Origin of the sequence: Methylobacterium sp. J-059, from assembly GCF_022829485.1 — a bacterium.
Lineage (GTDB): Bacteria > Pseudomonadota > Alphaproteobacteria > Rhizobiales > Beijerinckiaceae > Methylobacterium.
In genome coordinates, this window is sequence record NZ_JAKSYA010000170.1 from 41,152 (window position 1) to 67,606 (window position 26,455).

Annotated in this window: 20 protein-coding genes; 8 read left to right on the plus strand and 12 right to left on the minus strand. The window is 72.2% G+C overall.

All coding sequences use genetic code 11. The features are described from left to right. From mfd to recG, 3 genes are all read right to left on the minus strand, one after another. A complete protein-coding gene (gene mfd / locus MKK55_RS26060; protein WP_243938439.1) occupies positions 1-3,630 on the minus strand; it encodes a transcription-repair coupling factor in 3,630 nt (1,209 codons plus the stop codon). A 408-nt stretch (positions 3,631-4,038) separates the two neighbouring features. After that, complete coding sequence (locus MKK55_RS26065; protein ID WP_243938441.1) at positions 4,039-5,256, minus strand: UbiH/UbiF family hydroxylase; 1,218 nt, start codon at positions 5,254-5,256, stop codon at positions 4,039-4,041. A 186-nt stretch (positions 5,257-5,442) separates the two neighbouring features. Then, positions 5,443-7,599 carry an ATP-dependent DNA helicase RecG gene (recG, locus tag MKK55_RS26070; RefSeq protein WP_243938443.1) on the minus strand — a complete coding sequence of 719 codons (2,157 nt, stop codon included), beginning with the start codon at positions 7,597-7,599 and terminating at the stop codon, positions 5,443-5,445. A gap of 231 nt (positions 7,600-7,830) precedes the next feature. Between recG and MKK55_RS26075 the strand changes: the two genes are divergently transcribed. Then, complete coding sequence (locus MKK55_RS26075; protein ID WP_147729744.1) at positions 7,831-8,181, plus strand: 4-fold beta flower protein; 351 nt, start codon at positions 7,831-7,833, stop codon at positions 8,179-8,181. A 60-nt stretch (positions 8,182-8,241) separates the two neighbouring features. Continuing rightward, on the plus strand, positions 8,242-8,538 hold the full coding sequence (locus MKK55_RS26080; protein ID WP_147729745.1) for a succinate dehydrogenase assembly factor 2: 297 nt from the start codon (positions 8,242-8,244) through the stop codon (positions 8,536-8,538). A gap of 27 nt (positions 8,539-8,565) precedes the next feature. Here MKK55_RS26080 and MKK55_RS26085 read toward each other — a convergent pair whose 3' ends face one another. Both MKK55_RS26085 and MKK55_RS26090 read right to left on the minus strand, forming a co-directional pair. Continuing rightward, a complete protein-coding gene (locus MKK55_RS26085) occupies positions 8,566-8,910 on the minus strand; it encodes a hypothetical protein (RefSeq protein WP_243938445.1) in 345 nt (114 codons plus the stop codon). A gap of 317 nt (positions 8,911-9,227) precedes the next feature. Then, positions 9,228-10,580 (minus strand): AMP-binding protein, encoded by a 1,353-nt coding sequence (locus tag MKK55_RS26090; RefSeq protein WP_243938447.1) that lies wholly within the window; start codon positions 10,578-10,580, stop codon positions 9,228-9,230. A 302-nt stretch (positions 10,581-10,882) separates the two neighbouring features. Here MKK55_RS26090 and MKK55_RS26095 point away from each other — a divergent pair, with 302 nt between their 5' ends. Beyond that, positions 10,883-11,650 carry an invasion associated locus B family protein gene (locus MKK55_RS26095; protein WP_243938449.1) on the plus strand — a complete coding sequence of 256 codons (768 nt, stop codon included), beginning with the start codon at positions 10,883-10,885 and terminating at the stop codon, positions 11,648-11,650. A gap of 172 nt (positions 11,651-11,822) precedes the next feature. Here MKK55_RS26095 and MKK55_RS26100 read toward each other — a convergent pair whose 3' ends face one another. The 4 genes from MKK55_RS26100 to pabB all read right to left on the minus strand — a co-directional run bounded on the left by MKK55_RS26100 (position 11,823) and on the right by pabB (position 15,285). Beyond that, entirely contained in the window at positions 11,823-12,275 is a 453-nt protein-coding gene (locus MKK55_RS26100; RefSeq protein ID WP_147860185.1) for a DoxX family protein, read from the minus strand. Beyond that, entirely contained in the window at positions 12,272-13,123 is an 852-nt protein-coding gene (locus MKK55_RS26105; protein ID WP_243938451.1) for an aminotransferase class IV, read from the minus strand. Before MKK55_RS26105 ends, MKK55_RS26100 begins: the two co-directional genes overlap by 4 nt. Beyond that, on the minus strand, positions 13,110-13,730 hold the full coding sequence (locus MKK55_RS26110; RefSeq protein WP_147729349.1) for an anthranilate synthase component II: 621 nt from the start codon (positions 13,728-13,730) through the stop codon (positions 13,110-13,112). The genes MKK55_RS26105 and MKK55_RS26110 overlap by 14 nt, the downstream gene beginning before the upstream one ends. Before the next feature lie 145 nt (positions 13,731-13,875). After that, positions 13,876-15,285: an aminodeoxychorismate synthase component I gene (gene pabB / locus MKK55_RS26115; RefSeq protein ID WP_243938453.1), complete on the minus strand. Its 1,410-nt coding sequence runs from the start codon at positions 15,283-15,285 to the stop codon at positions 13,876-13,878. Between the two features lie 301 nt (positions 15,286-15,586). Here pabB and rimO point away from each other — a divergent pair, with 301 nt between their 5' ends. Continuing rightward, positions 15,587-16,942: a 30S ribosomal protein S12 methylthiotransferase RimO gene (rimO, locus tag MKK55_RS26120; protein ID WP_147729438.1), complete on the plus strand. Its 1,356-nt coding sequence runs from the start codon at positions 15,587-15,589 to the stop codon at positions 16,940-16,942. Positions 16,943-17,063: 121 nt separating this feature from the next. On the opposite strand, the gene mazG is transcribed toward rimO, so the two are convergent. Beyond that, entirely contained in the window at positions 17,064-17,891 is an 828-nt protein-coding gene (gene mazG, locus MKK55_RS26125; RefSeq protein WP_243938456.1) for a nucleoside triphosphate pyrophosphohydrolase, read from the minus strand. Between the two features lie 803 nt (positions 17,892-18,694). Between mazG and MKK55_RS26130 the strand changes: the two genes are divergently transcribed. Further along, the gene (locus tag MKK55_RS26130; RefSeq protein ID WP_243938458.1) at positions 18,695-19,834 is read left to right on the plus strand and encodes a replication protein RepA; all 1,140 of its coding nucleotides are present in this window, start codon (positions 18,695-18,697) and stop codon (positions 19,832-19,834) included. Positions 19,835-19,995: 161 nt separating this feature from the next. Then, a complete protein-coding gene (locus MKK55_RS26135) occupies positions 19,996-20,526 on the plus strand; it encodes a winged helix-turn-helix domain-containing protein (RefSeq protein WP_243938460.1) in 531 nt (176 codons plus the stop codon). Positions 20,527-20,548: 22 nt separating this feature from the next. Here the strand turns inward: MKK55_RS26135 and MKK55_RS26140 are convergent, their stop codons facing one another. Continuing rightward, positions 20,549-20,710 carry a hypothetical protein gene (locus MKK55_RS26140; protein WP_187274950.1) on the minus strand — a complete coding sequence of 54 codons (162 nt, stop codon included), beginning with the start codon at positions 20,708-20,710 and terminating at the stop codon, positions 20,549-20,551. 340 nt (positions 20,711-21,050) lie between these two features. On the opposite strand from MKK55_RS26140, the gene MKK55_RS26145 reads away from it, so the two are divergent. Further along, a complete protein-coding gene (locus MKK55_RS26145; RefSeq protein WP_243938462.1) occupies positions 21,051-22,247 on the plus strand; it encodes an alpha/beta hydrolase in 1,197 nt (398 codons plus the stop codon). 257 nt (positions 22,248-22,504) lie between these two features. Beyond that, the gene (locus MKK55_RS26150) at positions 22,505-24,748 is read left to right on the plus strand and encodes a TonB-dependent siderophore receptor (protein ID WP_243938444.1); all 2,244 of its coding nucleotides are present in this window, start codon (positions 22,505-22,507) and stop codon (positions 24,746-24,748) included. Between the two features lie 54 nt (positions 24,749-24,802). Here MKK55_RS26150 and MKK55_RS26155 read toward each other — a convergent pair whose 3' ends face one another. Next, positions 24,803-26,449: an acyl-CoA synthetase gene (locus MKK55_RS26155; RefSeq protein ID WP_243938464.1), complete on the minus strand. Its 1,647-nt coding sequence runs from the start codon at positions 26,447-26,449 to the stop codon at positions 24,803-24,805. Positions 26,450-26,455: the final 6 nt, after the last annotated feature.

A 26,455-nucleotide genomic window follows, 5' to 3' on the forward strand; every position in this document is an offset into this window, starting at 1 on the left:
TTACGCCGCCTTCTTCTTCCCCCCGCGCTCGGCGATCCCTGCCAGCGCCCGCACCACCTGCGTCGCGGTCTTGAGCCGGGCCGGGATCGAGTCGAGCTCGCGGATGAAGACCACGCTCATGTCGGGCCGGACCTTCGCGAACGAGGCCTGCTCGGCGACGTAGGCGACCAGCCCCTGCGGGTTCGCGAACGACTTGTCGCGGAAGTGGACCACGACGCCCTTCGGCCCGGCCTCGACCTTGGCGATGTTGGCGGCCAGGCACAGGATCTTGATCGTCACGATCTTGAGCAGCTGCTCCACCTCCGGCGGCAGCGGCCCGAAGCGGTCGATCAGCTCGGCGCCGAACGCCTCCATCTCGGCGTCGTTCTCCAGGGTCGAGAGCCGGCGGTAGAGGGCGAGCCGCACGCCGAGATCCTCGACATAGGTCTCGGGGATGGTGACCGGGGCGCCGAGCGCGATGGTCGGCGACCACGCCTCCTCCACCGGCTCCTCGTAGCCGGCCTTGAGCGCGGTGACCGCGTCCTCCAGCATCTGCTGGTAGAGCTCGTAGCCGACCTCCTTGATGTGGCCGGACTGCGCGTCGCCGAGCAGGTTGCCGGCGCCGCGGATGTCGAGGTCGTGGGAGGCCAACTGGAAGCCGGCGCCGAGCGTGTCGAGCGTCTGCAGCACGGTGAGGCGCTGCTCGGCCTGGGCGCTCAGGGTGCGGTTGGCCGGCGTCGTGAACAGGGCGTAGGCGCGGGCCTTGGAGCGTCCGACGCGGCCGCGGAGCTGGTAGAGCTGGGCCAGGCCGAACATGTCGGCCCGGTGCACGATCAGCGTGTTGGCGGTGGGGATGTCGAGACCGGATTCGACGATCGTGGTCGAGAGCAGCACGTCGTACTTGCCCTCGTAGAACGCGGTCATCACGTCCTCGAGCTGGCCCGCCGCCATCTGCCCGTGGGCGACCGCCACCGTAGTCTCGGGCATCTCGGTGTCGAGAAAGCGCTTCACCTCGGCCAGATCCTCGATCCGCGGCACCACGTAGAACGACTGGCCGCCGCGGTAGCGCTCGCGCAGCAGCGCCTCGCGGATGGTCAGCGGATCGAACGGCGTCACGAAGGTGCGCACCGCCAGGCGGTCCACCGGGGGGGTCGCGATGATCGAGAGGTCGCGCACGCCCGTCATCGCCAGCTGCAGCGTCCGTGGGATCGGGGTGGCCGAGAGCGTCAGCACGTGCACGTCGGCCTGCAGCGCCTTCAGGCGCTCCTTGTGGCTGACGCCGAAATGCTGCTCCTCGTCGACGATGATCAGGCCGAGGTCCTTGAAGGCGATGGTCTTGGCCAGCACCGCATGGGTGCCGACCACGATGTCGACGGTGCCGTCGGCGAGCCCGGCGCGGGTCTGCTTCATCTCGGCCGCGCCGACGAAGCGCGACAGCTGCGCGACCTGGATCGGCAGGCCCTTGAAGCGCTCGGCGAAGGTGCGGAAGTGCTGGCGCGCGAGCAGGGTGGTCGGCACCACCACCGCCACCTGCCGCCCGGAGATCGCGGCGGCGAAAGCGGCGCGGAGCGCCACCTCGGTCTTGCCGAAGCCGACGTCGCCGCAGACGAGCCGGTCCATCGGGCGGCCCTCGTTGAGGTCCGAGAGCACCGCCTCGATCGCGTTGGCCTGGTCCTCGGTCTCCTCGAAGGCGAAGCGGGCGGCGAACTCGCCGTAGAGGCCCTCGGGCGGCACCAGCCGCGGCGCCTGCCGCACGAAGCGCTGGGCGGCGACCTTGATGAGCTCGCCGGCCATCTCGAGGATGCGCTTCTTCATCCGCGCCTTGCGGGCCTGCCAGCCGGCGCCGCCGAGGCGGTCCAGCGCCACCTCGGAATCCTCGGAGCCGTAGCGGGTCAGGAGCTCGATGTTCTCCACCGGCAGCAGCAGCAGGCCGGTGGCGTATTGCAGCTCCAGGCAATCGTGCGGGGCGCCGGCCGCCGTCACCGTCTTCAGGCCGACGAACCGGCCGATGCCGTGGTCGGCGTGCACGACGAGGTCGCCGGGCTGAAGCGCCTGCACCTCCAGGATGACGTCCTGCGGGCGCTTGGACTTCCGCTTCTGGCGCACCAGCCGGTCGCCGAGGATGTCGCCTTCCGAGATCACGGCGAGCTGGCCGGCGGTGAAGCCCGATTCGAGGCCCCAGACCGCGACGGCGACGTCGGTGCCGCGCTTCAGCGCGTAGACGTCCGACAGGCGCGAGATCGCCATCGGCTTCCTGAGGCCGTGGTCGGCGAGCACGCCGCAGAGCCGGTCGCGCGAGCCTTCGGACCAGGATCCGAGGATCACGTGATGACCGGATCCCTGAAGGTCCTTCACATGCGCCACCGCCGCGTCGAAGACGCTCGCCGCCTCGCTTGCGCGCTCGGCGGCGAAGGTGCGGCCGGGCTCGGCGCCGCAATCGATGGCCGGGCCGCCGGCTCCGCCCTCGGGCACCGCGAACGGGGTCAGCCGGGCGACGGAGCAGGCCGCGATCCGGTCGCGCAGCTCGTTCTGGGTCAGGTAGAGGGCGCGCGGCGGCAGCGGCTTGTAGGGCGCGACGCCCGATTGCGGGGTCTTGCGCGCGCCTTCGCGAGCCTGGAAGTAGTCCTGGATCAGGGCCAGCCGCTCGGCGGCCGCATCCTCGATCTGCGGCTCGAACACCATCGGCACCCCGGCGACGTAGTCGAACAGGGTGTCGAGGGATTCGTAGAACAGCGGCATCCAGTGCTCGAGGCCGGCATAGCGCCGGCCCTCGCTCACGGTCTCGTAGAGGCGGTCGTCGCGGGTCGCGGCCCCGAAATTGGCGACGTAGCCCTGGCGGAAGCGCCGGATGGTCTCGGTGGTGAGCTGGACCTCGCTCATCGGCACGAGATCGAGGGAGCGGAGCTGGCCGACGGTGCGCTGCGTCTCCGGATCGAAGGCGCGGATCGATTCCAGCGTGTCGCCGAAGAAGTCGAGGCGGATCGGGTTCGGGAGCCCCGGCGGCGACAGGTCGAGGATGCCGCCGCGCACGGCGTACTCGCCGGTGTCGCGCACCGTCCCGGTGCGCAGGAAGCCGTTGGCCTCGACCCAGGCCACGACCTTGTCCATCGAGACGACGTTGCCGATGGCGACGGAGAAGGTCTCGACGGCGATGCGCTTCATCGGCGGAACGCGCTGGATCAGGGCGTTGACCGTGGTGCAGACGATGCGGGGCGCGGCCTCCGAGGAGCGCGTGCGCGTCAGCCGCGAGAACGCGGTCATGCGCTGCGCCGCGGTGGCGCCGTTGGGCGACACCCGGTCGTAGGGCTGGCAATCCCAGGCCGGCACGCTCATCGCCTCGATCTCGGGCGCGACGAACTTCAGGGCGTTGACGAAGGCCGCCGAGCGCCCGGAATCGCGGGCGACGTGGACCAGCACCGCCGGCCCCTCGAAGCCGGCGCTCAGGGCGCGCGCGAGGTCGGCCACCACCAGGGCGTCGAACCCGTCCGGCACGCCGGCCAGCGTCGGGCTCTCGCCGCGCGCGAATGCGTCGCGGATCCGCGCCAGCGGCCCGGACTTAGGAAGCGCGAAGCGCGCCGTCTGAACCTTCGGCGTGGGGACCGGGGGCGCGGGCGTCTTGGATGCGGACGTCTTGGATGCGGGCTTGGCCATCGGGTGTCTGTTCGTCGTCGAATCGGGCGGGCAGGCGATGCCCGGGGGCGGGACGTGAAGCCCGCGAGACGGGATGTATAGACCGGAAGGCAGGGTGTCAGGAGGCGGCGATCCGACGATGCGGCGCTCCGACCCGGGCCGCCATGGTCCGACCGGACGAATGCAGGGGATGAGCTTTTCGAGGCAACCCACTCGTAATCGACGATTTTCAATCGTTTTTTCCCGATGCGGACCCGTCGGCTCTTGCGCCGATAGGTCCGGCACGGAGCGGCTCGGGTCGGTGCTCCGCATGCCGGTGTCGCAGGGGCGGATCGCCGGAGGGACGCGCACCCGATTTTCGCGCCGAAACGCTTGATGCCCAACGCGAGCCGACAGGGACAATTAACACGTAAAAAGGAGTTTTTCCGTTCAGCGCGCGGCCCGCATCTGCTCGGGTGCGCCGAGCCGCGGCAGGACGCCCTCGCGCATCACGGCGCGGCGCAAGGGCCCGATCGCGCTCATCGCCAGCAGGCCGAAGCCGCGCAGCGCGTCGACGGGCACGAGGTCGGCGAGCAGGCTCCGGTTGAGCGTGTCGACCGCCGTGGATCGCAGCGCCGCGTCGAGCCGGCGGGCGCGGGCGAAGCCGGACAACGCCGCGCGGGAGCCCGGATCGCGGCGCTCGCGGGTGGCACCGAGCACCGCGTCCCGAAGGGCGGCGGCATCCCGCAATCCGAGGTTCAGGCCTTGCGCGCCGATCGGCGGGAAGACGTGGGCGGCCTCGCCGATCAGGGCGAGGCGGTGGGCGGTCGGGGTCGCCACGGAGAGGCCACGCATCGGCACTAGGCCGCGGGGGCCGTCGATCCGCATCGTCCCGAGCATGCCCTGCGCCTGGCGCGTGACCGCCTCGGCCAGCGCCGCGTCGTCGAGCGCGGCGAGCCGGGGCGCGACGCCCTCGGCCGCGACCCAGACCAGGCTCGAGCGGTTCCCCGGCAGCGGCACCAGGGTGAAGGGGCCTCCGCGGGTGTGGAACTCGGTTGAGACGTCGCCGTGCGGGCGGTCGTGCGCGAGGATCGTGGTGATCGCGGATTGCGGGTAGGACCAGTCCCGCACCCGGATGCCGCTCGCGCTCCGCAACGGCGACCGCCCCCCGTCCGCGGCGACGACGAGCTGCGCCGAGACGCGGCCGCCATCGACGAGCCGAACCTCGGAAACCTCTTCGCCCGGAACGGCTTCCGCGGCATCGCTCTCGAACAGCGTGAGGTTCTCGGTGGTGCGTGCCTGCCGGCGCAGGGACTCGACCAGGAGCCGGCTCTCGACGTTCCAGCCGAACGCTTCCAGCCCGATCTCGCCGGCCTGGAAGCGCGCGGGCGGGGGGCGGAACAGGCTGCCGGTGTCGTCGATGATCTGCAGCGTCGCCAGCGGGCCGGCCTGCGGGGCGATGCCGCCCCAGGCCTTCAGCGCCGCGAGGAAGCGCACGGACCCGTCGAGCAGGGCGACGGTGCGCCCGTCGGCCACGGGCGCATGGCGTCCGACCAGGGCCGTGGGCACGCCGTCGCGGGCGAGCGCCAGGGCGGCGGCGAGGCCCGCGGCGCCGGCGCCGACCACCGCGACGGCAAACGTCCTGTCCTGTCGGGGCGGCTGGGGCACGGGCGGAGAATCCTTGGTACGACCCAAACGGATCTAGGGCGATCGCGCGCGCCTGTCGCCCATGCTGCGGCAACCCGCGCCGGCGAGAGCATGGTCCGTGATCCGTCAATCACGGACACGGCTCGCTCTCGTCTCGAGGGCGCATCGTCGTCACGCCAGCGGGAATCCACCTCGCTCGACGATGCTCTAGCCGGCTCCGAGCAGCCGGATCGCGGCGTCGCGCTCGAACAGGTAGAGCAGCACCCGCAGCGCCTGGCCCCGCTCGGTCCGCAGGGTCGGATCGCGCTCGACGATCAGCCGCGCGTCGTCGCGGGCGACCTCCAGCAGGGCGCCGTCGCTCTCCAGGCGGGCGAGCCGGAAGGCCGCGAGGCCGGATTGGCGGGTGCCGAGCACCTCGCCCTCGCCGCGCAGCCGCAGATCGGCCTCGGCGATGCGAAACCCGTCCTCGCTCTCGCGCATCATCTCGAGGCGGGCCTTCGACACCTGGCCGAGCGGCCCGCGATAGAGCAGCAGGCAGGACGAGGCCTTCGCGCCGCGCCCGACCCGGCCGCGCAGCTGGTGGAGCTGGGCCAGCCCGAAGCGCTCGGCATGCTCGATCACCATGATCGTCGCCTCCGGCACGTCGACCCCGACCTCGACCACGGTGGTCGAGACCAGGACCCGGGTCTCGCCCGCAGCGAAGCGGGCCATCGCCGCATCCTTGTCGGCGCCGGGCATCTTGCCGTGGATCAGCCCGACCTCGGCCCCGAAATGCTGCTTCAGGTCCTCGAAGCGCTCCTCCGCCGCGGCGAGGTCGACGAACTCCGATTCGGCCACCAGCGGGCAGATCCAGTAGACGCGCTCGCCGCCCTGGAGCGCGCGGTGGAGGCCGGCCACGACCTCGTCGATGCGCTCGGTCGGGATGGTGATCGTCCGGATTGGCTGCCGTCCGGCCGGCTTCTCGTCGAGGACCGAGACGTCCATGTCGCCGAAGCAGGTCAGCGCCAGCGTCCGCGGGATCGGGGTCGCGGTCATGACGAGAATGTCGACCGCCGCGCCCTTGGCGCCGAGCGCGAGGCGCTGGTGGACGCCGAACCGGTGCTGCTCGTCGACCACCGCCAGCCCGAGATCGGCGAACACCACGCTGTCCTGGAACAGGGCGTGGGTGCCGACCAGGATGTCGATCTCGCCGGCGGCGAGGTCGGCCAGCGTCGCCCGGCGCTCGGCGGCGCGGTCCCGGCCGGTCATCAGGCGCAGGCGCAGGGCGCCGGCCAGCGGCTTCAGGCGCTCGAAGTGCTGGCGTGCCAGGATCTCGGTCGGGGCCATCAGCGCCGCCTGCCGGCCGGCCTCGCAGGCCGAGGCCATGGCGAGGAGCGCCACGGCGGTCTTGCCCGACCCGACATCGCCCTGGAGCAGGCGCAGCATCCGCTTGTCGGAGGCCAGATCGCCGCGGATCTCGGCGACGGCGCGCGTCTGCGCGCCGGTCAGCGCGAAGGGCAGCCCCGCCTCGATCCGGGCGGAGAGGCGGCCGTCGCCGGCGTTGACCCGTCCGGGCTTGCGGCGGCTGCGCGCCCGCATCAGCGCCAAAGCCAGCTGCGAGGCCAGAAGCTCGTCGTAGGCCAGCCGTTTTCGCGACGGCGTCGCGGGCGGCGGGACCGGGACGCCGTTGGGGCCCAGCGTCGAGGGCTTGGGCGCCTCCTCGGGCCGGTGCTCGGCGCGCAGCGCGTCGGCGAAGGGCGGCAGCCGGTTCTGCCGCAGCCAGGCCGGGTCCTGCCACTCCGGCAGCACCGGCAGCCGCTCCAGGGCGGCCACCGCGAGCTTGCCGATCGCCCGCGAGGTCAGGCCTTCCGTGGCGCCGTAGACCGGCTCGACGGAGGGCAGGGCGGCCAGGCCTTCCGCGTCGACGATGCGGGAGGGATGCACCATCTGGCGGCTGCCGTCCCAGAGGTCGATGCGGCCGGTGACGTAGCGGTGGCTGCCCAGCGGCAGCATCTTCTCGACCCGCGCCGCCGGCATCCCGAAGAACACCAGGGTGATGTCGCCGGTCTCGTCCTCGACCAGCACCCGGTGCGGGCGCCTGCCCGGCCCGGTCCCGGCCGGCCGGTGATGCGAGACGGTGACGCCGACGGTGACCGGCTCGCCCACAGGGGCCTCGCCGACCGAGCCGACGAGCTTCTGCGCGATGCCGCCCTGCGGCAGGTGGAACAGCAGGTCGACGATACGGGCCGGCCGCTCGGGCGTGCCGAGCAGCCGCTCGATCATGGGCGCCATCTTCGCGCCGACGCCCGGCAGCCCGCGCGCGGGCGCGAACAGCGGATCGAGGATGCTGGGGCGCAGGAGCGCAGGGGCCGTCTCGTCGCGCATCGCCAATCCGCTCGTTCGGCCCATCCTGCCCGGCGGGCCCTAATAGCCCGTGCATCCCGCCCCGTCGCGCGCGGCCGCTCGACGCTGGCGCGCCGCGTCGCCCTCCCGTGATCGGCGGATCGGAGGATCCTGTGCCCGGCGCCCGGATGCGGCCGGCTGGCAGGTCGGCCGCGATGGCTTAGATACGGACGGTGGCGGCGCTCGGCGCGGCCGGCGGCGGGAGCCAAGGCGATGATCGAGTTTTTCGACCGGGAGGGACGTCCATCCGCCTTCTGCGACGACGGCCGGGCGGTCTACCACTGGGATGGGCGGCCCGCGGCGATCATCGACGACGACAAGGTCTTCGCCTATTCGGGCCGCTTCGTCGGCTGGTTCTCCGACGGATGGATCAGCGACGCGCGCGGGAACCGGCTGCTGTTCGAGTTCGATGCGGTCGGCGGCCCGGCCAAGCCGGACCGCGGCACCCGGGTCGCCAAGGGCCAGCGCGGGCACAAGCCGCCGGTCGGCCCGCGCGATCCCGTCCCGGCCCCGCCCGGGCCGTCCGCGGCGTGGTCCGAGACCGCCTTCGCGGGCCTGGTCTGAGCCTTTCGTCCCGTGATCCTCGGATCACGGGTTGTCTCCAGCGATCCGAAGGCCCTCACGATGTCCGGCACCACCCGCACCAGCGCGGATCTCGATCCCCGCCGCCGCCGCACGCTGTTCCGCGCCTGGCACCGGGGCATCCGCGAGATGGACCTGATCATGGGGCGCTTCGCCGACGCCGAGATCGGCAGCATGAGCGATGCGGATCTCGACCTGTTCGAGGGCCTGATCGAGGTGCCGGACCGCGACCTGTTCCGCTGGCTCGTCGGGGAGGAACAGGTGCCGGGAAACTACGACACGGCGCTGTTCCGCCGTCTCAAGGCGTTCCACAAGCACGACGCGCCGATCCATTCGTAGCGGATCGGCGCCCGGGCCGGGCGATGCCTAGAGGTCGGGTTCGTTGACGACGTAGGGGCCGATGCGGCTCATCAGGTCGATCGGCGCGCCCGCGCGGCGCCCCTTCGCGCCGTCGATCACCAGGACCGGGATGCCCTGGTCGCGGACCTGCGCACGAAGCCGGGCTGCGAGGCGGGCATAGCTCGAATCGCGGCGCGACGAGGTCTGGAGCAGGATGGCGGCAGGCCGGGCGATCACCGCCAGCACGTCCGCCGCCGCCTCGAGGGAGACGGTGACGCTGGCATAGCCGAGCTCGGCCAATTCTCCGGCCAGGGAGTGATCGACGGCACGGACACCATCGTCGACGACGAGCACTTGTTGCAGCGCACCCATAAGATCGAGAGCTACCCCATCGCAGGCCACTTGGGAAGAGAGCTGAGCTTTAAACCCTCCGCCAACGGTTTGGTTCGCCGGCGCCCTTTGCAGATGCGAAAATAAACCCTTTCGATGAGCGTCCGATGAACCGCGCGGCCGGCGCCATCGATCGTACCGGGCACAGGCGCGGGCACGATCGGCCAAGGCCCTGGCGACGCTGAGCTTTCGGAACGGTTTCGTTTCACGGGCGAGGATGCGCGGTCGAGGGATGCGCCGGGCGGGCACGCGGCACCGCCGCGCCGGATGGTGCGGCGCGGGGCGGCCCGAGGGGCCGCTCAGGCCTCGGTCACGGCGATCCCGGTTCCGGCAAAGCGATCGACGCGGAAGCGCGAGGCGCGAAACTCATCGGCTTCGGACGCGCCGGCCTCGCCGCGTTGCACCAGGGCCGTCGCGCAGGCCTGGCCGCGGAAGGCGAGGCGGCCGTCGGGCTCGCGGCGCAGGTCGAACAGGGCGGGGGGCAGGGCGGGGGGCAGGGAAGGGGGCAGGGCGCGGTGGCCGGGCTCGGTGAGCGCCCCGGCGAGGCCCGGCCCCTTGCGCCTGACCGAGAGGATCGCATCCTCGTCGAAGGCCAGCACATCGAGCACCGGCCGTGCCGGGTCCGGTCCGGGCGGAGGCACGGGCCCGGGCGCACGGCGTGCGAGGACGACCGAGCGCAGCGTCGTCGCGGGCAGGGCGTCGAGCGCACCCTCCAGGAAGGCCGGGGCGACGAGATGGGTCGGGCGCGGATGCGCCAGGCTCTCGATCAGCGCGCCTCCGTCGAAGACCGGCATCGTCTCGAGGTCGGCGCCGACGGCGAGCGCCGCGCCGAGGCCGGTGACGATCCCGCGCAGATCCGAGGGCGGCAGCAGGGTAAGGATGCGGTCGCCGGGCTCGATCCGGGCCGAGACCAGGTGCGCGGCGACCGCCGCGAGCAGGGCGTCGCCCGTCCGGTGGACCGGCCGCGCCGGATCGCCCGCCACGAAGCTGACGAGGCCGCCGCCGGTCTCGGGCAACGCAACGGCGCCCCCGGCCCGGTCGAGGGCGAGCGCGTCGAGGTTGATCACGCCGTCGGGCACGGCCGGGCCGAAGGCGGCGAGATAGCGCAGGCCGAAATAGCCGGCCGCGATCCGGCACATCGCCTCCGCCGGGCGGCCGGCCCCGACATGGGTCTGGGTCAGCACCGCGGAGAGGCCGGCCGCCTGGATGCCGGCCGCCGCCTGCGCCTCGGTCCAGGACGCGGGCAGCGGGCAGGGGACGTGCCCCGCCGCCTCGACGGCGAGGTGGGCGATCAATCCCTCGGTGCTTCCGGGAAACCACAGGCCGATCCGGCTTCCCGGCGGCAGCCGCCACGTCCGCAGGGCCCGGCCGAGCCGCCCGACGATCTCGGCCGCCGTCCCGTAGGTCCAGGTCATCGGCGGCCTGTCGCTCCAGCCGCGCTTGGGCGCGGCGTCGGAGAAGGCGAGGCGGGCGGGGTCGAGGCGGGCGGTTCCAGCGAGCAGCGCGCACAGGCCCACCCGCGGAAGGACGACCTCGGCGGCGGCCGGCGACCACACCGGCTCGCGGGCCGCCGTCCGGGGCAGGGGGCGTCGATCGGCGGCCGGTCCCCATCCGGCGGTCGACGGCTCGATGGAGGGCTGCGCCGCGCTCACGGGGTTCTCGAACTCCATCCGAAGGGCGTCGCCCGACATCCCGCACGGGGACGACTGGCCATCGATGCGGGTTTAGGGTTAACCCCCGCCTAAGGCCGACCCGCGGATGTCCCGCATGCGCGGGGCCGGGTGTCGCGGTGGGTGTCATGCCTTCGCCGCATTCGGCGGGGAATGCAGGCCGCCCGATCGCCCGGGACCAGCGCGGCGCCCTGTCGGACCGGCCGCCCGCGTCCCGCACCGCATCACGTTTTCCCGTCACGACGACGTCCTCTTCATCGACGAACTTCAAAGGGTCTGAGCCGATGTCCTTCGCCAAAAGCCCGGCGCTCCTGATGCGCGCCGCCGCGTTCCTTGCGCTCGCCGGCCTTGCCGGACCCGCCCTCGCCCAGCCGAAGAAGGCGACGCCGGCCCCCCCGGCCCCGGCGCCGGCGGCCCCCGCCCCGGCCCAGAGCACGCCGGCGGCCAACACCGCGGCGCAGACCGGCCCGCAGACCGTGACCGTGAAGTCCGAGCCGAGCCAGGCCGACTGGACCAAGGTCTGCGGCAAGGACGGCGGGTCGGGCACCGACATCTGCTACACCACCCGCGACTTCGTCTCCGACCAGGGCCAGCCGGTCCTCGCGGTCGCCGTGTACGAGATGAAGAACCCGGCCACGAAGCAGGAGGTGCGCGTGGTGCGCTACCTGCTGCCGCTCGGCCTGCTGCTGCAGCCCGGCATCCGCTTCACCGTCGACGGCCAGCAGGGCACCGCCGGCAAGTTCGCGGTCTGCTTCCCCAACGGCTGCTTCGCCGAGGCCGGCGGCGTCGATGCCGGCGTCGTCGCCGCGATGAAGAAGGGCACCACGCTCAACGTCTCGGTGCAGAACCAGACCCAGCGCGAGGTGACCTTCGCCGTGCCGCTCGCCGGCTTCGGCAAGGCCTTCGACGGCCCGGCCATGGACCCGAAGGTGCTCGAGGAGCAGCAGAAGAAGCTCCAGGCCGAGCTCGAGAAGCGCAGCGAGGACATGCGCAAGAAGCTGGAGCAGCCGGGCGCGGCCGGCGCCGGCGCCGCGGCGGCCCCCAAGCCCTGATTCGCGACCGCCGATCCCGCCGTCGGGATCGGCCCCTGCAAATTGACTTTTGCAAGAAGCCCGGCGCCCCGAAGCGCCGGGCTTTTCCGCTTCGGGGTGCCCGCATGATGCGATCGGCACAAGATCCCGTGATCACGGGATCGCAGCATGACCGGATCACGGGATCACGGGATCATCGCCCCGGGGCGCGCCGGCCCGCAGCCCGCGACGCCGCGCGGCGGAACGGCCAGTCGATCGCGCCGCCGGCAAACAATCCGGCCCAGATCAGCACCGGTTGGAAGGCCAGCCGGGGGCCGTGGTACCACCAGGAATCCGGCAGCGGCGGCACCACGATCCCCTCGACCGCCTGCTTGATGTTGGCCGGCCAGACGCAGAGCGCGTAGAGCGCGAGCCCGATCCCGGCCGCCCGGCGCAGGGCCGGGCGCGTCAGCGCCAGCGCGCCCGCGACCTCGCAGAGCCCGGTGCCGAGGATCACGAGGCGCGGCTCCGGCACCCAGGCCGGCATGATCGGCATCAAGGTGTCGGGCGCGGCGAGGTGCACCGCGCCGACGAGGCCGTAGAGGCCGACCAGCCCGCGCCGCAGCCAGATCCGCCCGGGCGTCTCCGTCGATCGCCCGCCCGTCATGCGACGACGCTGGCGGGAACACCGCATTCCGCTGCGACGCGGTCGCGCAGGGCCGCGATCAGCCGCATCAGCACCGGGTGGTCGGTCGCGTAGGCGGTGTCGCCGATCGCCGCGACCGGTGCGACGAGCCGCAGCGAATTGGTGACGAGCACCGCGTCGGCGCGGCGCAGCTCGGCCCTCGTCGCGGACCGTTCCTCGCAGGCGAGCCCGCAGGCGGGCGCGAGCTCGGCGATCACGACGGCGCGCACGATGCCGGCCAGCACCCCGTCGCCGAGCGGCGGCGTGACCAGGCGGTCGCCGAACAGCGCGAAGACGTTGCCGGTGCCGGCGCAGGCGAGGTGCCGCCGGGTGTTGCAGAACAGGGCCTCGTCGAAGCCGGCCGCCCGCGCATCCCGCGCCGCGAGGATCGCGTCGCCGTAGCCGAGGGTCTTGAGCCGCGCCAGCGGCGAGGTCTCGTTCCGGGCGATGGCGGTGGGCCACAGCCGCAGGGGCGCGAACGCGATCCGGCGGTCGCTGACGGCCGCGGTCGCAAACAGCGTCGGGCGCGGATCGGGCGGCGGGGCGAGGCCGCGCGGGCCCGTGCCGCGGGTGACGGTGGTGCGGATCGCCAGGCGATCGCCCGTGGCGGCGAGCGCATGCATCGCCGTGCGGGCGGCATCGGCGGGCACGGAGAAGCCCAGCGCTTCGGCCGAGGCGACGAGGCGGGCGACGTGCGCGTCCGCGAAGGCGACCCGGCCGGCCAGCGCCAGGGCCGTGTCGAAGACGCCGTCGGCCAGGGTCAGGCCGCGATCGGTCAGGTCGAAGGGCAGGGTGGTGCCGTCGATCAGGCGGCCGTCATGCCACAGCATCGCCGCCCTCCCCGGATGCGGGCCGCTCCCGCCAATCGCGGGCCAGGCCGAGGAAGTTCGAGAAGATCGCGTGGCCGTTCTCGGTGAGCACCGATTCCGGGTGGAACTGGATGCCGTAGGTCGGATGGCGGCGATGCGACAGCGCCATCACCTCGCCCTCGGCCGAGCGCGCGTCGACGGTGAGGTGGGCCGCCATCGCCGGCTGCGGCGCCACCACGAGGGAGTGGTAGCGCCCGACCTGCATCGCCGGCGGCAGCCCGGCAAACAGCCGCTCCCCGCCATGCGCCACCGGCGTCGCCTGCCCGTGCAGGGGCTTCCGCGCCCGCTCGACGGTGCCGCCGAAGGCCGCGCCGATCGCCTGGTGCCCGAGGCAGACCCCGAGGATCGGCATCCGACCCGAGAGCTCGCGGATCGCCGGCAGCGAGATCCCGGCCTCGGCCGGCGTGCACGGCCCCGGCGAGATCACCAGCGCGTCGGGGGCGAGCGCGCGGATGCCGGCCACGTCGAGGGCGTCGTTGCGCACCACGCGCACCGTCTCGCCGAGCTCCTCGAAGTAGCGGACGACGTTGAAGACGAACGAGTCGTAGTTGTCGACGACGAGGATCATGGGGTTTCCCGGTGGCCCCCGGCCGTCGCCGGCCGCAGGCATCGGCCGCGCCGCCGGCGACGCGCGGTCGCGCGCGCCGACCTCCGCTCGGATCTCCCCGTGCGGCCCCCGGTCGTCGCGCCGGCCCGGGCTCGCGCAGGCGCGCTCATGTTTCGAACGCCTCTGCCTCGAACGCCTGGAACACGCGGGCGGCCTTGGTCAGGGTCTCGTCATACTCGGCCGCCGGCTCGGAGAGCAGGGTGACGCCGCCGCCGGCCTGGAGCACCGCGGTCGTCGCGTCCATGAACACGGTGCGGATCGCGATCGCGGTGTCGAGCGACCCGTCGAACCCGATCCGGCCGATGGCCCCGCAATAGAGCTCGCGCGCGTCGCCCTCGATCTCGGTGATGATGTCCATGGCCCTGAGCTTCGGCGCGCCGGTGATCGAGCCGCCGGGAAAGGTCCTCTCCAGCAGGTCGAAGCCGTCGAGACCGTCCCGCAACGTGCCCGTGACGACCGAGACGAGATGGTGGATGCCGGCATAGGATTCCAGCCCGCACAGCACCGGCACCTGCACGCTGCCCGGCGCGCAGACCCGGGACAGGTCGTTGCGCAGCAGGTCGACGATCATGGTGTTCTCGGCGCGCTCCTTCGGGTCCGCGAGCAGCCGCGCGGCGCGGGCCGCGTCCTCGACCGGGTCGGGGCTGCGCGCGAGCGTGCCCTTGATCGGCCGGGTCTCGACCTGGCTGCCCTCGAGCTTCAGGAAGCGCTCGGGCGAGCTCGACGCGACGGTCAGCCCGTCGAACTCGAGATAGGCGCCGAAGGTCGCCGGGTTGGTCTCGCGCAAGCGGCGGTAGAACGCGAACCGGTCGAAGCCCGCGGGCAGGGCGGCGGTGAAGCGCTGGGCGATGTTGGCCTGGTAGATGTCGCCGGCCCGGATGTAGTCCCGCACCCGGTCGACCGCCGCCTCGTAGCGGGCGCGCGTGAAGTTCGAGTGCCAGGTCGGCGGGGCAGCGCGCGGGGGCAGGGCGGCCGGCTCCGGCGTCGCCCCGCTCAGGCGATCGGCGAAGGCGGCGAGCCGCGCCTGCGCGCGGGCCTCGCGCCGCGACGGCTCGGTCTCCGGGAAGCCGGTGGCGGCGAGGCGGCAGGTGCCGGCGCCGTGGTCGATGGTGAGCGCGACGTCGTGGAGGTCGAAGGCGGCGTCGTCCGTCAGCCCGGCCCGGCGCGCGGGCGGGACCACCCGCTCCAGCGCCTGCCCGAGATCGTAGGCGCAGTAGCCGATCGCGCCGCCGGAGAACGCGGCCCCCTCCTCCGGGCCGAGCCGGTAGGGCGCGAGGCAGGCGCGGAGCGCCGCCATCGGCCCGCCGGGGACGGGCCGCCCGTCCAGCGTGGCGCGGCCGTCGCGAAACCGGAAGCGGGCGAAGGGGTCGGCCGCCAGGATCGAGACCCGGCCGAGGGTGTCGTGCCGCATCGCGCTGTCGAGGAAGGCGAGGCCGGGCCAGCGGCGCAGCCGCATCGCCGCCGCGACGGGGTCGACGAACGGGATCTCCCGGGTCCAGATCTGTTGCGCCGCCATGTCCTGCGCTGTCGCGTCCGGTTCGAGGGCGACGGGTGCCGGCCCGTCGGTGGGTCCGAAGGCCTCGCACAGGCGGTAGCCCCTGGGAAGCCGCAGCCGATGCCGCAGGGTTTTGCGACCGATGCGCCCGACGCAATCCCACTCGGCGCTCGGCCGCGCGCCGGCGGGGCTCGCGCGGGCGCCGCGATCCCGCTATAGCGATGCCCCATCACGAAAATTCGGGCCCGAAGATCGGGATGTCCCCCATCCTCGGATTCTCGAGGCGTCCGACCTGGCGGCGTCCACGCCGCACGAAGGCAGCATGACCGCATCCGCTCTTCCGTCCGATCCGACGCCCGCAAGGGTCTCGGCCGCACCCAAGATCTCGTTCGTCTCGCTCGGCTGCCCGAAGGCGCTGGTCGATTCCGAGCGGATCCTCACGCATCTGCGGGCGGAGGGCTACGAGCTCGCCCGGCGCCACGACGGGGCGGACGTGGTCATCGTCAACACCTGCGGCTTCCTCGATTCGGCCAAGGCCGAATCGCTCTCGGCGATCGGCGAGGCGATGGCGGAGAACGGCCGGGTCATCGTCACCGGCTGCATGGGTGCCCAGCCCGACGAGATCCGCGACAAGTACCCGAACCTCCTGGCCGTCACCGGCCCGCAGGCCTACGAATCGGTGGTGGCCGCCGTCCACGAGGCGGTGCCGCCGGCCCACGACCCGTTCCTCGACCTGGTGCCGCCGCAGGGCGTCAAGCTGACCCCGCGGCACTACGCCTACCTGAAGATCTCGGAGGGCTGCAACAACCGCTGCACCTTCTGCATCATCCCGTCGCTGCGCGGCGACCTCGTCAGCCGCCCCGCCGGCGACGTGCTGCGCGAGGCGGAGAAGCTGGTCAAGGCCGGCGTGAAGGAGCTGCTCGTCGTCTCGCAGGACACCAGCGCCTACGGCGTCGACCTGCGCTACGCCGAAAGCCCGTGGCGCGACCGCGCGGTGCGGGCGAAGTTCTACGATCTCGCCAAGGAACTCGGCGAGCTCGGTGCCTGGGTCCGGCTGCACTACGTCTACCCCTACCCGCACGTCGACGAGGTGATCCCCCTGATGGCGGAGGGGAAGATCCTTCCCTACCTCGACATGCCGCTCCAGCACGCCTCGCCGACCGTGCTCAAGCGCATGCGCCGCCCGGGCAACCAGGAGCGCCAGCTCGAGCGCATCCGGCGCTGGCGCGAGACCTGCCCGGACCTCGCCATCCGCTCGACCTTCATCGTCGGCTTCCCCGGCGAGACCGAGGCCGAGTTCTCGGAGCTGCTCGACTGGATCGGGCAAGCCAAGCTCGAGCGCGTCGGCTGCTTCACCTACGAGCCGGTGACGGGCGCGCTCGCCAATTCCGTCGGCGCGGCGGTGCCGCCGGAACTGCAGGCCGAGCGCAAGCGCCGCTTCATGGAAGCGCAGCAGCAGGTCTCGCTGCGCTTGCAGAAGGCGCGCATCGGCAAGCGCCTGCCCGTGATCGTCGACACGGTGGGGCCCGACGGCATCAAGGGCCGCTCGAAATACGACGCGCCCGAGATCGACGGCACCGTCCACGTCGCCAGCCGCCGGCCGGTGCGCCAGGGCGACATCGTCACCGTGAGGATCGAGGCGGCCGACGCCTACGACCTGCGCGGCAGCGTGGTCTGAGAGCGGGTTTCGAAAGGGATCATCCCTTTCGTGGGTCCAGGGCGAAGCCCTGGTGCCTATTCGTCGGGCTCCGCCCGACACCCGCCAAAGGGATGATCCCCTCGGCATCCCGGATCCGCGATCAGGCCTCGCCGCGCTCAGCGCGCTTCACGGCGATCCAGGCCGCCTCCATCGCGGCGAGGTCGGCATCCGACAGCGTCCCGCCCTCGGCCTCGAGCCGGGCGGCCATCGCGGTGAAGCGGCGCACGAACTTGTCGTTGCCGGCCCTGAGCGCCGCCTCCGGGTCGATCCCGGCGTGCCGGGCGAGGTTGGCCACCGAGAACAGCAGGTCGCCGATCTCCTCGGCCACGGCCTGCCCGTCGTCGCCGGCGAGCGCCTCGGCGACCTCGTCGGCCTCCTCGCGGACCTTGGCGACCACGTCCGCCGCATCCGACCAATCGAAGCCGTAGCCGGCCGCCCGCCGCGAGATCTTCTCGGCCCGGGTCAGGGCCGGAAGCGTCCGGGCGACGCCATCGAGCGGTCCCGCCGGGGCGCGAGACGGCTTGGCGGCGCGCTCGGCGGCCTTGATCGCCTGCCACTGCGCCTCGACCGCGCGCGCGTCGCGGCGCGGGCTGCCGGCCGGGAGCAGGGTCCCGTCGGGCTCGAACACGTGCGGGTGCCGCCGCACCAGCTTCGCCACGATCGTGCGCGCGACGTCGTCGAGATCGAAGGCGCCGGCCTCCTCGGCCATCCGGGCGTGGAACACCACCTGCAGCAGCAGGTCGCCGAGCTCCTCGCGCAGGTCGCCGAGATCGCCGCGCGCGATCGCGTCGACGACCTCGTAGGCCTCCTCGAGGGCGTAGGGCGCGATGCTTGCCGAAGTCTGGGCGACGTCCCAGGCGCATCCGCGGTTCGGATCGCGCAGCGCGGCCATCACCCGCCTCAAGGCATCGAGCGGCGCTTCGGCCATGCGTCACGGCTCCTCACGGGGTCGGCCTGCCCGACGCCCACCGGCCGCAGGGGTAGACCGGCACGGCCGCGAAATCACCTGCGCGAGCCTCGCGGCGCACGCCGTCGCTCCCGGTCCGGCTCCGCGCTTCCGGCGCGCCTTTGGGGACAAGAGCGGCATATTCCCTGTATTCCAAGTGGACATTCTGAGGGTTTCGGGGTGTTCGCCAAAGCGAACGACACCGCAGGAGGCCTGGGAAATCTATCAGAAATGATTCTCAGAGAGTCTGTTCTGAAGGTTATATGGGGCGCCGAAAACCCTATCCCCGACAATGGCTTGGTGGGGGTTCTCGCATCCGACTCTGCGTGGGTCCGCATCCGACTCTGCGTGGGATCGCATCGAAGTCTGCGTGGGATTCCCGGGAGGCCGCATCGGAGTCTGCGTGGATCCGCATGCGATTCGGCGTGATTTCACGCCAAGGGCGGTGGGGAATGGGGACAAGTCGGCGGCCCCTGCGCGTATCGAACTCTGCGTGGCCGGCCGGCGGTCGCGACCCCGCATCGAACTCTGCGCGGCGCGCATCGACCCACCCCCACGCATCGGACGCCGCCCGCGAACCCCTGGGGGACGCCGCCCGCGAAACCTTGGGGGGAGGGGAAGCGTGGATAGCCGGGATAACCCGCCCGCCCCCGGGGACTCCGGGCCGGCAAATCGTGTCATGACCATCGTGCCCCGGCCCGATGCGGCCGCGGGATCGGGCGCTTGCAGGTGCGGCCCGGGCAGGGATGGTCCGCGCAGCGCGGTCGCGGAGTTTCGGAACGGGCATGGGGATCGAGGACAGACTGGCCGGCATTCGCGACGCCGACCTCCGCGCGGAGGTCGAGGCGGCGCGTGGCGGCTTCCTGTTCGCCCAGATCGTCGAGCACATCCTGCACCGGCAGCAGGTCCGCGACGCGGAGGCCTCGGCCAAGGGCGCGGTCGCCGGCCGGCGGGCCGGGATGGGGCGGGACCAGCGCCGGCGCGACGCCGTGCGCGAGGTGATCGAGAACCAGCCGACCGTGCCGGAGAACCTCCAGCACATCCATTCGGTGCTCGCGCTCTGCGGCCTGCCCTACCGCGATCCCGGGCCGGTGCGGGAATTCTCGCGCGATTACGGCCGCAACTCGCTGAACCTCGTCGCCGGCCGGCTGAAGAGCCCGATCACCGGCGAGATGGAGCCGCAGGGCCTGCCCTACGGCCCGAAGGCGCGGCTCGTGCTGCTCCACCTCTGCACCGAGGCCGTGCGCCAGCGCAGCCCGACCATCGCGGTCGCCGATTCCCTCTCCGGCTTCATGCGCGAGATGGGTTTTGCCGTCACCGGCGGCGAGCGCGGCACGATCCGGCAGTTCAAGGAACAGCTCAACCGCCTCGCCGCCTGCTCGATGCAGATCGGCCTGTGGGACGGGCACGACCAGGCCAGCACCCTCAACGTGCCGCCGTTCCGCAGCCTCGACCTGTGGCGGCCCACGGCCCGGGACGGGGCCAAGGATGGGATGAGGGAGGGGGCGAGGGACGGGGAGGGCGCGGCCTGGTCCCGCACCGTGCAGTTCCACCAGGACTTCTACGACAACCTGATCCGGCACGCCCTGCCCGTCGACATCCGGGCGGCGCGGGCCTTCTCGGGCTCGGCGCGCAAGCTCGACCTGCTGTTCTGGGTCGGCTACCGCCTGCGCGCCCTGCAGCGGCCCCTGAGGCTCACCTGGACCAACCTGCACGGCCAGTTCGGCGCCGAGAACGCCTGCATCCGCAGCTTCCGGCAGGCGTTCAAGACCGACATCGCCCACCTGTGCGAGGTCTTCCCGAAGCTGCCGATCGCGCTGGACGACGGCGGCATGACCTTGCAGCCGGCCGATCCCGGCATGCTCCTCGTCCCGCCGCGCAAGGGAATACGGAAGGCGCTGGCAGGGAAGGACGCGGCAGCCTGAGGGAACGGGCATCGCCGGACTGATCTATTCCCTTAGTACGCGTCCAGGGAACGTCACCTCCATTCCCTCAGCGGAGCAAAATTCCGAGGCAAAACAATCTTCCGTTCGAGCGCGATTTCTGATATTCCCTATCTGAGAATCAGGGAAGATGCGGGCCCATCATGGGATTGTCGGAAGCGGAGATCGAGGCGCGGCTCGCGAGCCTGCGGCGCCAGCGCGACGCCCTCGAGCGCGAGATCGCCGATCACGTCCTCTACCTCGAGCTCGGCCGTCGCCTGCGCGGGGGCGAGCCATCTCGGGCGATCGAGGCGCCCGAGGATCACGTCCCGCCGGAGCCCGCCGCACCGCGCGCCGCCGGCGCCGCCCTCCGGGCCGAGCCTCCCGCTCCCGAGCCATCGCCATCGCCATCGCCGGAGCGGGTGCCCGTCGCGTTCGAGGTCGATCCCGTCGGCGCGCGCCGCTACGGCCGCGCCCTGGTCGAGGCCGCCTGCGGCATCCTCGTGCGCGCCGGCCGGCCGATGCATGCGGGCGAGATCCTGGAGGCGCTCGTCGCGGAAGGGTTCGCCGTCCCCGGCCAGGATCCGGTCGCGGCGCTGAACACGCGGCTGTGGAAGCGCGCGGGCCCGCACGGGCCGCTGCGGCGGCTCGGCGACGCGGTCTACGCGCCGGCGCTCGATCTGGATCGGGGCTGAGGCGGATCCGGCGGAAGGGCGCCTAGTCGCGGCGGTCGTTGCCGGCGGTTACGCGCTGCGCCCGCGCGCTGCGGAGATCCCGGCCGACCTCCAGCACGAACATCCGCAGCGAGATGCCGCTGAACAGCACGATGGCGCAGACCAGCACGGCGGAGACGAGGGTCTTGGCGGTCGAGACGTCCACGGCGAAAGGTCCTGAAGCGGGTGCGGTTGCGATGGCCCTGAATCTGGGCCTCGTGCCCGGCGGGCACCACCGGGCCGCACGCGGTGGCAGTCATGTGCCCGGCTCGGGTCTCGTGCGTCTCCGCACGCGAATGCTGCATCGAACGCATGATCGATGGAGAAACCGTGAAGAATTTCTTCGGTTCGCCGATCCGTCCGACCCGACAGCGCCCAAACCGGGCTTCCGCGGTGCGGGTTTCGCGGCCGCTCCGGGCCGGATGCGGCCGCGGACGGCTGGCCCATCGCCGCAAATCCCGCGATAAGCCGCCCGGCGGAGGGCAGGGCCTCGGCGGGAGGACGGCATGATCGCCAGGCAGGGCTTTTCGGGGCGCGGCGTGCGCAAGCGGCTCGGCGCGGGTCTCGTCGCCGTGGGGCTCGCCGTCGCCGGGGTGCAGCCCGGGCCGTCCGCCGCCGCGGACGCCCCCGCTCAGGGGCCCCTGACGGTGGCGAGCTACTTCTACATCGGCGGCCGCTACGAGCGCGTCGCCGACAAGACCGTGATGGTCGGCCAGATGTTCGTGCAGTCGCGGCGGCCGGCCACCGTCACGCAGCCCTGGCCGGTGGTGATGGTCCACGGCATCTCGCAGACCGGGGTCAACTTCCTCGGGACGCCGGACGGCCGGCCCGGCTGGGCCCAGCGCTTCGTCGAGAAGGGGTTCGCGGTCTACATCGTCGACCAGGTCGGCCGCGGCCGGTCCGGCACCAACCCGGAAGTCTACGGGCCCTACGCCCGGTTCTCGACCCGCGCCCTGGAGGAGACCTACACCGCCCAGGAGCTCTACGACCTGTTCCCGCAGGCCAAGCTCCACACCCAGTGGCCGGGCGGCCCCGGCGTGCAGGGGAACGCCGCCTTCGACCAGTTCTTCGCCAGCCAGGTGCCCTACCTCGCCGGCGCGCAGCAGACCGAGGAGCTGGTCGACCCGGCGCTGGTCGCGCTGCTGGACAAGATCGGGCCGGCGGTGCTGGTCACCCACGGGCAGGCCGGGCTGTTCGGCTGGGCGGTCTCGGATGCGCGGCCCGACCTCGTGAAGGCCCACGTCGCGATCGAGCCGAACGGGCCGCCCTTCTTCGACGTGCGCCTGCGCGGCGGCAAGGACTTCTACGAGAAGGCGGGCGACGGGCGCGCCCGCGCCTACGGCATCACCCGCGTGCCGCTGACCTTCGACCCGCCGGTGACGTCGCCCGAGGATCTCGTGGTGATGCAGGCCAAGGCCCCGGCGGCCGAGGGGCGGATCCGCTGCTGGCTCCAGGGCGAGCCGGTGCGCCGGCTCCCGAACCTCGCCCGCGTGCCGGCGGTGATCGTGACCGCCGAAGCCTCGTTCCGCACCCCGGTCGACGACTGCACCACCGCCTTCCTCGCCCAGGCCGGTGCCAGGCCCGACAGCCTCAAGCTCGTCGACCAGGGCCTGCGCGGCAACGGCCACATGATGATGCTGGAAAAGAACAGCGACCAGGTCGCCGACGCGGTGATCGGCTGGATCGCCGCGCGCCCGCGCTGAGGCCGCCCGGGCAGAGAAGAGCAGGGCAGGGCACGCGGAGCGCCGGGGCCGGGATGGCGGTATCAACCGTGGCTTGCAGGCCACAGGGCGGGTGCATCCGTCCGCCGAGGCCTTGTGCGCGATCCGGCCCGGCCGTAACGAAGACCCGGAAAAGCTAGTAATAACATCAGTTTAGCATCATTCCAAACAACGTCGCGAAGCCGTTTTCGCAGCGATCGTCCCCTGCTGTCCGCATCCTGGCAAGGCCCTTCAGTCCCATGCGTCGTCCCGCCCCCCGCCCCACCCCGAACCCGCGTCGCCTCGTGCTGGCTGGCGCCTCGCTGATCGCGCTGGCGCCGTTCGTCCTGCCCTCGTCCGCGCAGGAGGCGACCGCGCCGCGCCGCGGCGTCGGCGAGCCCTCGGCGCAGGGCAGCGTGCGCCTGGAGGAACTGACCGTCGAGTCGCGCGACGGCACGGCGGCGCGCGTCGTGGTCCCGCGCGAGGATCCGCGCGGGCCGATCGACGGCTACGTCGCCAAGCGCACGCTGACCTCGACCAAGACCGACACGCCGCTGATCGAGACGCCGCAATCGGTCAGCGTGATCGGCCGGCAGCAGCTCGACGCGATCAAGCCCCAGCAGATCGGCGAGATCATCAATTATTCGGCCGGCGTGTTCGGCAACGCCTTCGGCCCGGATTCGCGGGTCGACTTCTTCCAGATCCGCGGCTTCACCGCGAGCGACACCGGCCTGTACCGGGACGGGCTGCAGCTGTTCAACTACGGCTTCGCCTCCTACAAGGTCGATCCGTTCGGGGTCGAGCGCGTCGACGTGCTGCGCGGCCCCGCCGCCGTGCTGTTCGGCCAGGGCGGCCCCGGCGGCCTGATCAACATCATCAGCAAGAAGCCCCCGCTCGAGCCGTTGAACTACGTCGAGGTCGGCGGCGGCTCGTTCGGCCAGAAGTACCTCGCCTTCGATTTCGGCGGCCCGGCCGACACCGAGGGCCACTGGTTCTACCGCCTGACCGGCATCGGCCGGCAGGGCGGCACGCAGGTGGACGGCCTCGACGAGAACCGCGGCTACATCGCGCCGAGCTTCACCTACAAGCCGGACGGCGCCACCACGCTCACCGTGCTGACGAGCCTGCAATACGACGACACCGGCCGCATCAACGCCTTCCTGCCCTACCAGGGCACGGCGCGCCCGGACGTGTTCGGCGCGCGCATCCCGCGCAGCTACAACGTCCAGGACAAGGACAACAACGTCTATCGCCGGACGCAGTACAGCCTCGGCTACGAGTTCGAGCACGTCTTCGACGACACGTGGACGTTCCGGCAGAACCTGCGCTACGCGTACAGCGAGTCCTACGACAACTCGTTCAGCATCAACGGCTACGCCGACCCGCTGCAGACGCAGCTGGCGCGCTACCGCTTCCGCGCCACCTCGCGGATCGGCGCGTTCAACGTCGACAACAACGCGGTCGCCCGGTTCGACGACGGCTTGTTCCGGCACACCTTCCTGGTCGGGCTCGACTACAAGAACGTGCAGCTGAACGACAACCAGGCGACGGGCGGCTTCGTCGGCCCGGCGGTCGCGAACTTCAACCTGCTGGCGCCGAACTACGGCTCGCCGACCGTGGCGGCGGCGCCCTACCTGGTCAACTACGACGTCTTCCAGCAGGTCGGTCTCTACGCGCAGGACCAGATCAAGCTCACGCCCGAGCTGACCCTGGTGCTTTCCGGCCGCGGCGACTTCACCTCGAACGAGGTCAACAACCTGCTGGCCAGCACCGTCACGCGCCAGACCGCCAACGCCGGCACCCAGCGCTACGGCCTGATCTACAACTTCGATTTCGGCCTGGCGCCCTACGTCTCCTACGCGAGCTTCTTCAACCCGCAGATCGGGACGAACTTCTTCAGCCAGCCGTTCAAGCCGACCACCGGCGACCAGTACGAGGTCGGCGTGAAGTACCAGCCGCCGGGCTACGACGCCTTCCTGACGCTGGCCGCCTTCGATCTGACCCTGGCCAACTCGCTGACGATCGACCCGAGCAACAACCTCAACCAGCTCCAGCTCGGCGAGACGCGCTCGCGCGGCTTCGAGGCGCAGTTCGTGGCCAACCTCACCCGCGACCTCAACGTCACCGCCTCGTTCACGACCTTCAACATCGAGGTCACCCGCGGCGACGTCGGGGTGATCGGCCGGGCGCCGACCGCGACCCCGGAGACGCTGGCCACCGTGTTCGCCGACTACACGATCCCGGGGGGCGAGTGGCGCGGCTTCGGCTTCGGCGGCGGCGCGCGCTACGTCGGGCGCTCGTTCGCGGACACCGCCAACACCCTGACGGTGCCCGAGCGGGTGCTGTTCGACGCGGTGGTGCACTACACCCGCGACAACTGGCGCTTCGCGGTGAACGCTCAGAACATCGCCGACAAGCGCTACGTCTCGGCCTGCCAGTCGACGGCGGCCTGCTTCTACGGCGAGGCCCGACGCATCACCGCGAGCCTGAGCTACAAGTGGTGAGCCTCCCGCGGGCGGCGCGCGCCGCCCGCGTCGACTGCCATGATCCTCGGCTCCCTACGATCCTTGCCCCGGCTCCTGCCGCGCCCGCTCGCGCAGCAGGTACTTCTGCACCTTGCCGGTGGAGGTCTTGGGCAGCTCCCCGAACACGATGGTCCGGGGCATCTTGTAGGCGGCCAGCCGCCCGCGGCACCACCGGATGAGGTCGTCGGCGCTGGCCGCGGCGCCGTCCCTGAGCTCGACGAAGGCGCACGGCGTCTCGCCCCACTTGTCGTCGGGCTTGGCGACGACCGCGGCGGCGGCGACCGCCGGGTGCTTGAACAGCGCGTCCTCGACCTCGATCGAGGAGATGTTCTCGCCGCCCGAGATGATGATGTCCTTCGAGCGGTCCTTGAGCTGCACGTAGCCGTCGGGGTGCTTCACGCCGAGGTCGCCGGTGTGGAACCAGCCGCCCCGGAACGCCGCCTCGGTGGAGGCCGGGTTCTTGAGGTAGCCGCGCATCACCACGTTGCCGCGCATCATCACCTCGCCCATCGTCCGGCCGTCCGCCGGCACCGATTCCAGGGTCTCGGGGTCGCGCACGTCGAGGCCCTCGAGCACGGGATAGCGCACGCCCTGGCGGGCCTTCCTGGCGGCCTGCGCGTCGGCCGGGAGGTCGTCCCACTCGGCATGCCACGCGTTGACGACGGCCGGGCCGTAGCTCTCGGTCAGCCCGTAGAGGTGGGTGACGGCGAAGCCCGCCTCGCGCATGCCCGCCAGCACCGCCTCCGGCGGCGGCGCGGCGGCGGTGAAGAACGCGACCCGGTGGGGCAGGGGGCGGCGCTCGGCGTCGGAGGCGTTGATCAGCAGCTGCATCACGATCGGCGCCCCGCACAGGTGGGTGACGCCGTGCTCGGCCATCAGCGCGTACATCGCCTCGGCCCGGACCTGGCGCAGGCAGACATGGGTGCCGGCCACGATCGACAGCGTCCACGGGAAGCACCAGCCGTTGCAGTGAAACATCGGCAGCGTCCAGAGATAGACCGGGTGCTGCCCCAGGCTCCCGGTGACGACGTTGCCGAGCGCCAGCAGCGCCGCGCCGCGGTGGTGGTAGACCACGCCCTTCGGGTCGCCGGTGGTGCCGGAGGTGTAGTTCAGGCTGATCGCGTCCCACTCGTCGTCGGGCATCGCCCAGTCGTGCTCGGGATCGCCCTCGGCGAGGAACGCCTCGTAGTCGCGGGTGCCGAGGGCCTCGCCGGCGCCGGCATAGTGCGGATCGTCGTAATCGATCACCAGCAGGCTGCGCCCGGCCTGCGCCAGCGCGTCGCGCGCGACGCGCGAGAACTCCCGGTCGGCGACGAGGACCTTGGCCTCGCCATGATCGAGGCAGAAGGCCAGGGCCGCGGCGTCGAGGCGGGTGTTGAGGGTGTTGAGCACGGCGCCCGCCATCGGCACGCCGTAGTGGCACTCGATCATCGCCGGCGTGTTGGCGAGCAGCACCGCGACGGTGTCGCCCCGGCCGATCCCGTGGGCGGCGAGCGCCGAGGCCAGGCGGCGGCAGCGGGCGTAAAGCTCGGCATAGCTGCGCCGCAGGGGCCCGTGGATCACCGCGACCTGGTCGGGAAACACCCGCGCCGCCCGGTCGAGATAGCCCAGCGGCGTCAACGGCTGGTGGTTGGCCGGATTCCGGTCGAGGTCGCGGTCGTAGATCGTGTCGCGGCGCATGGCGGC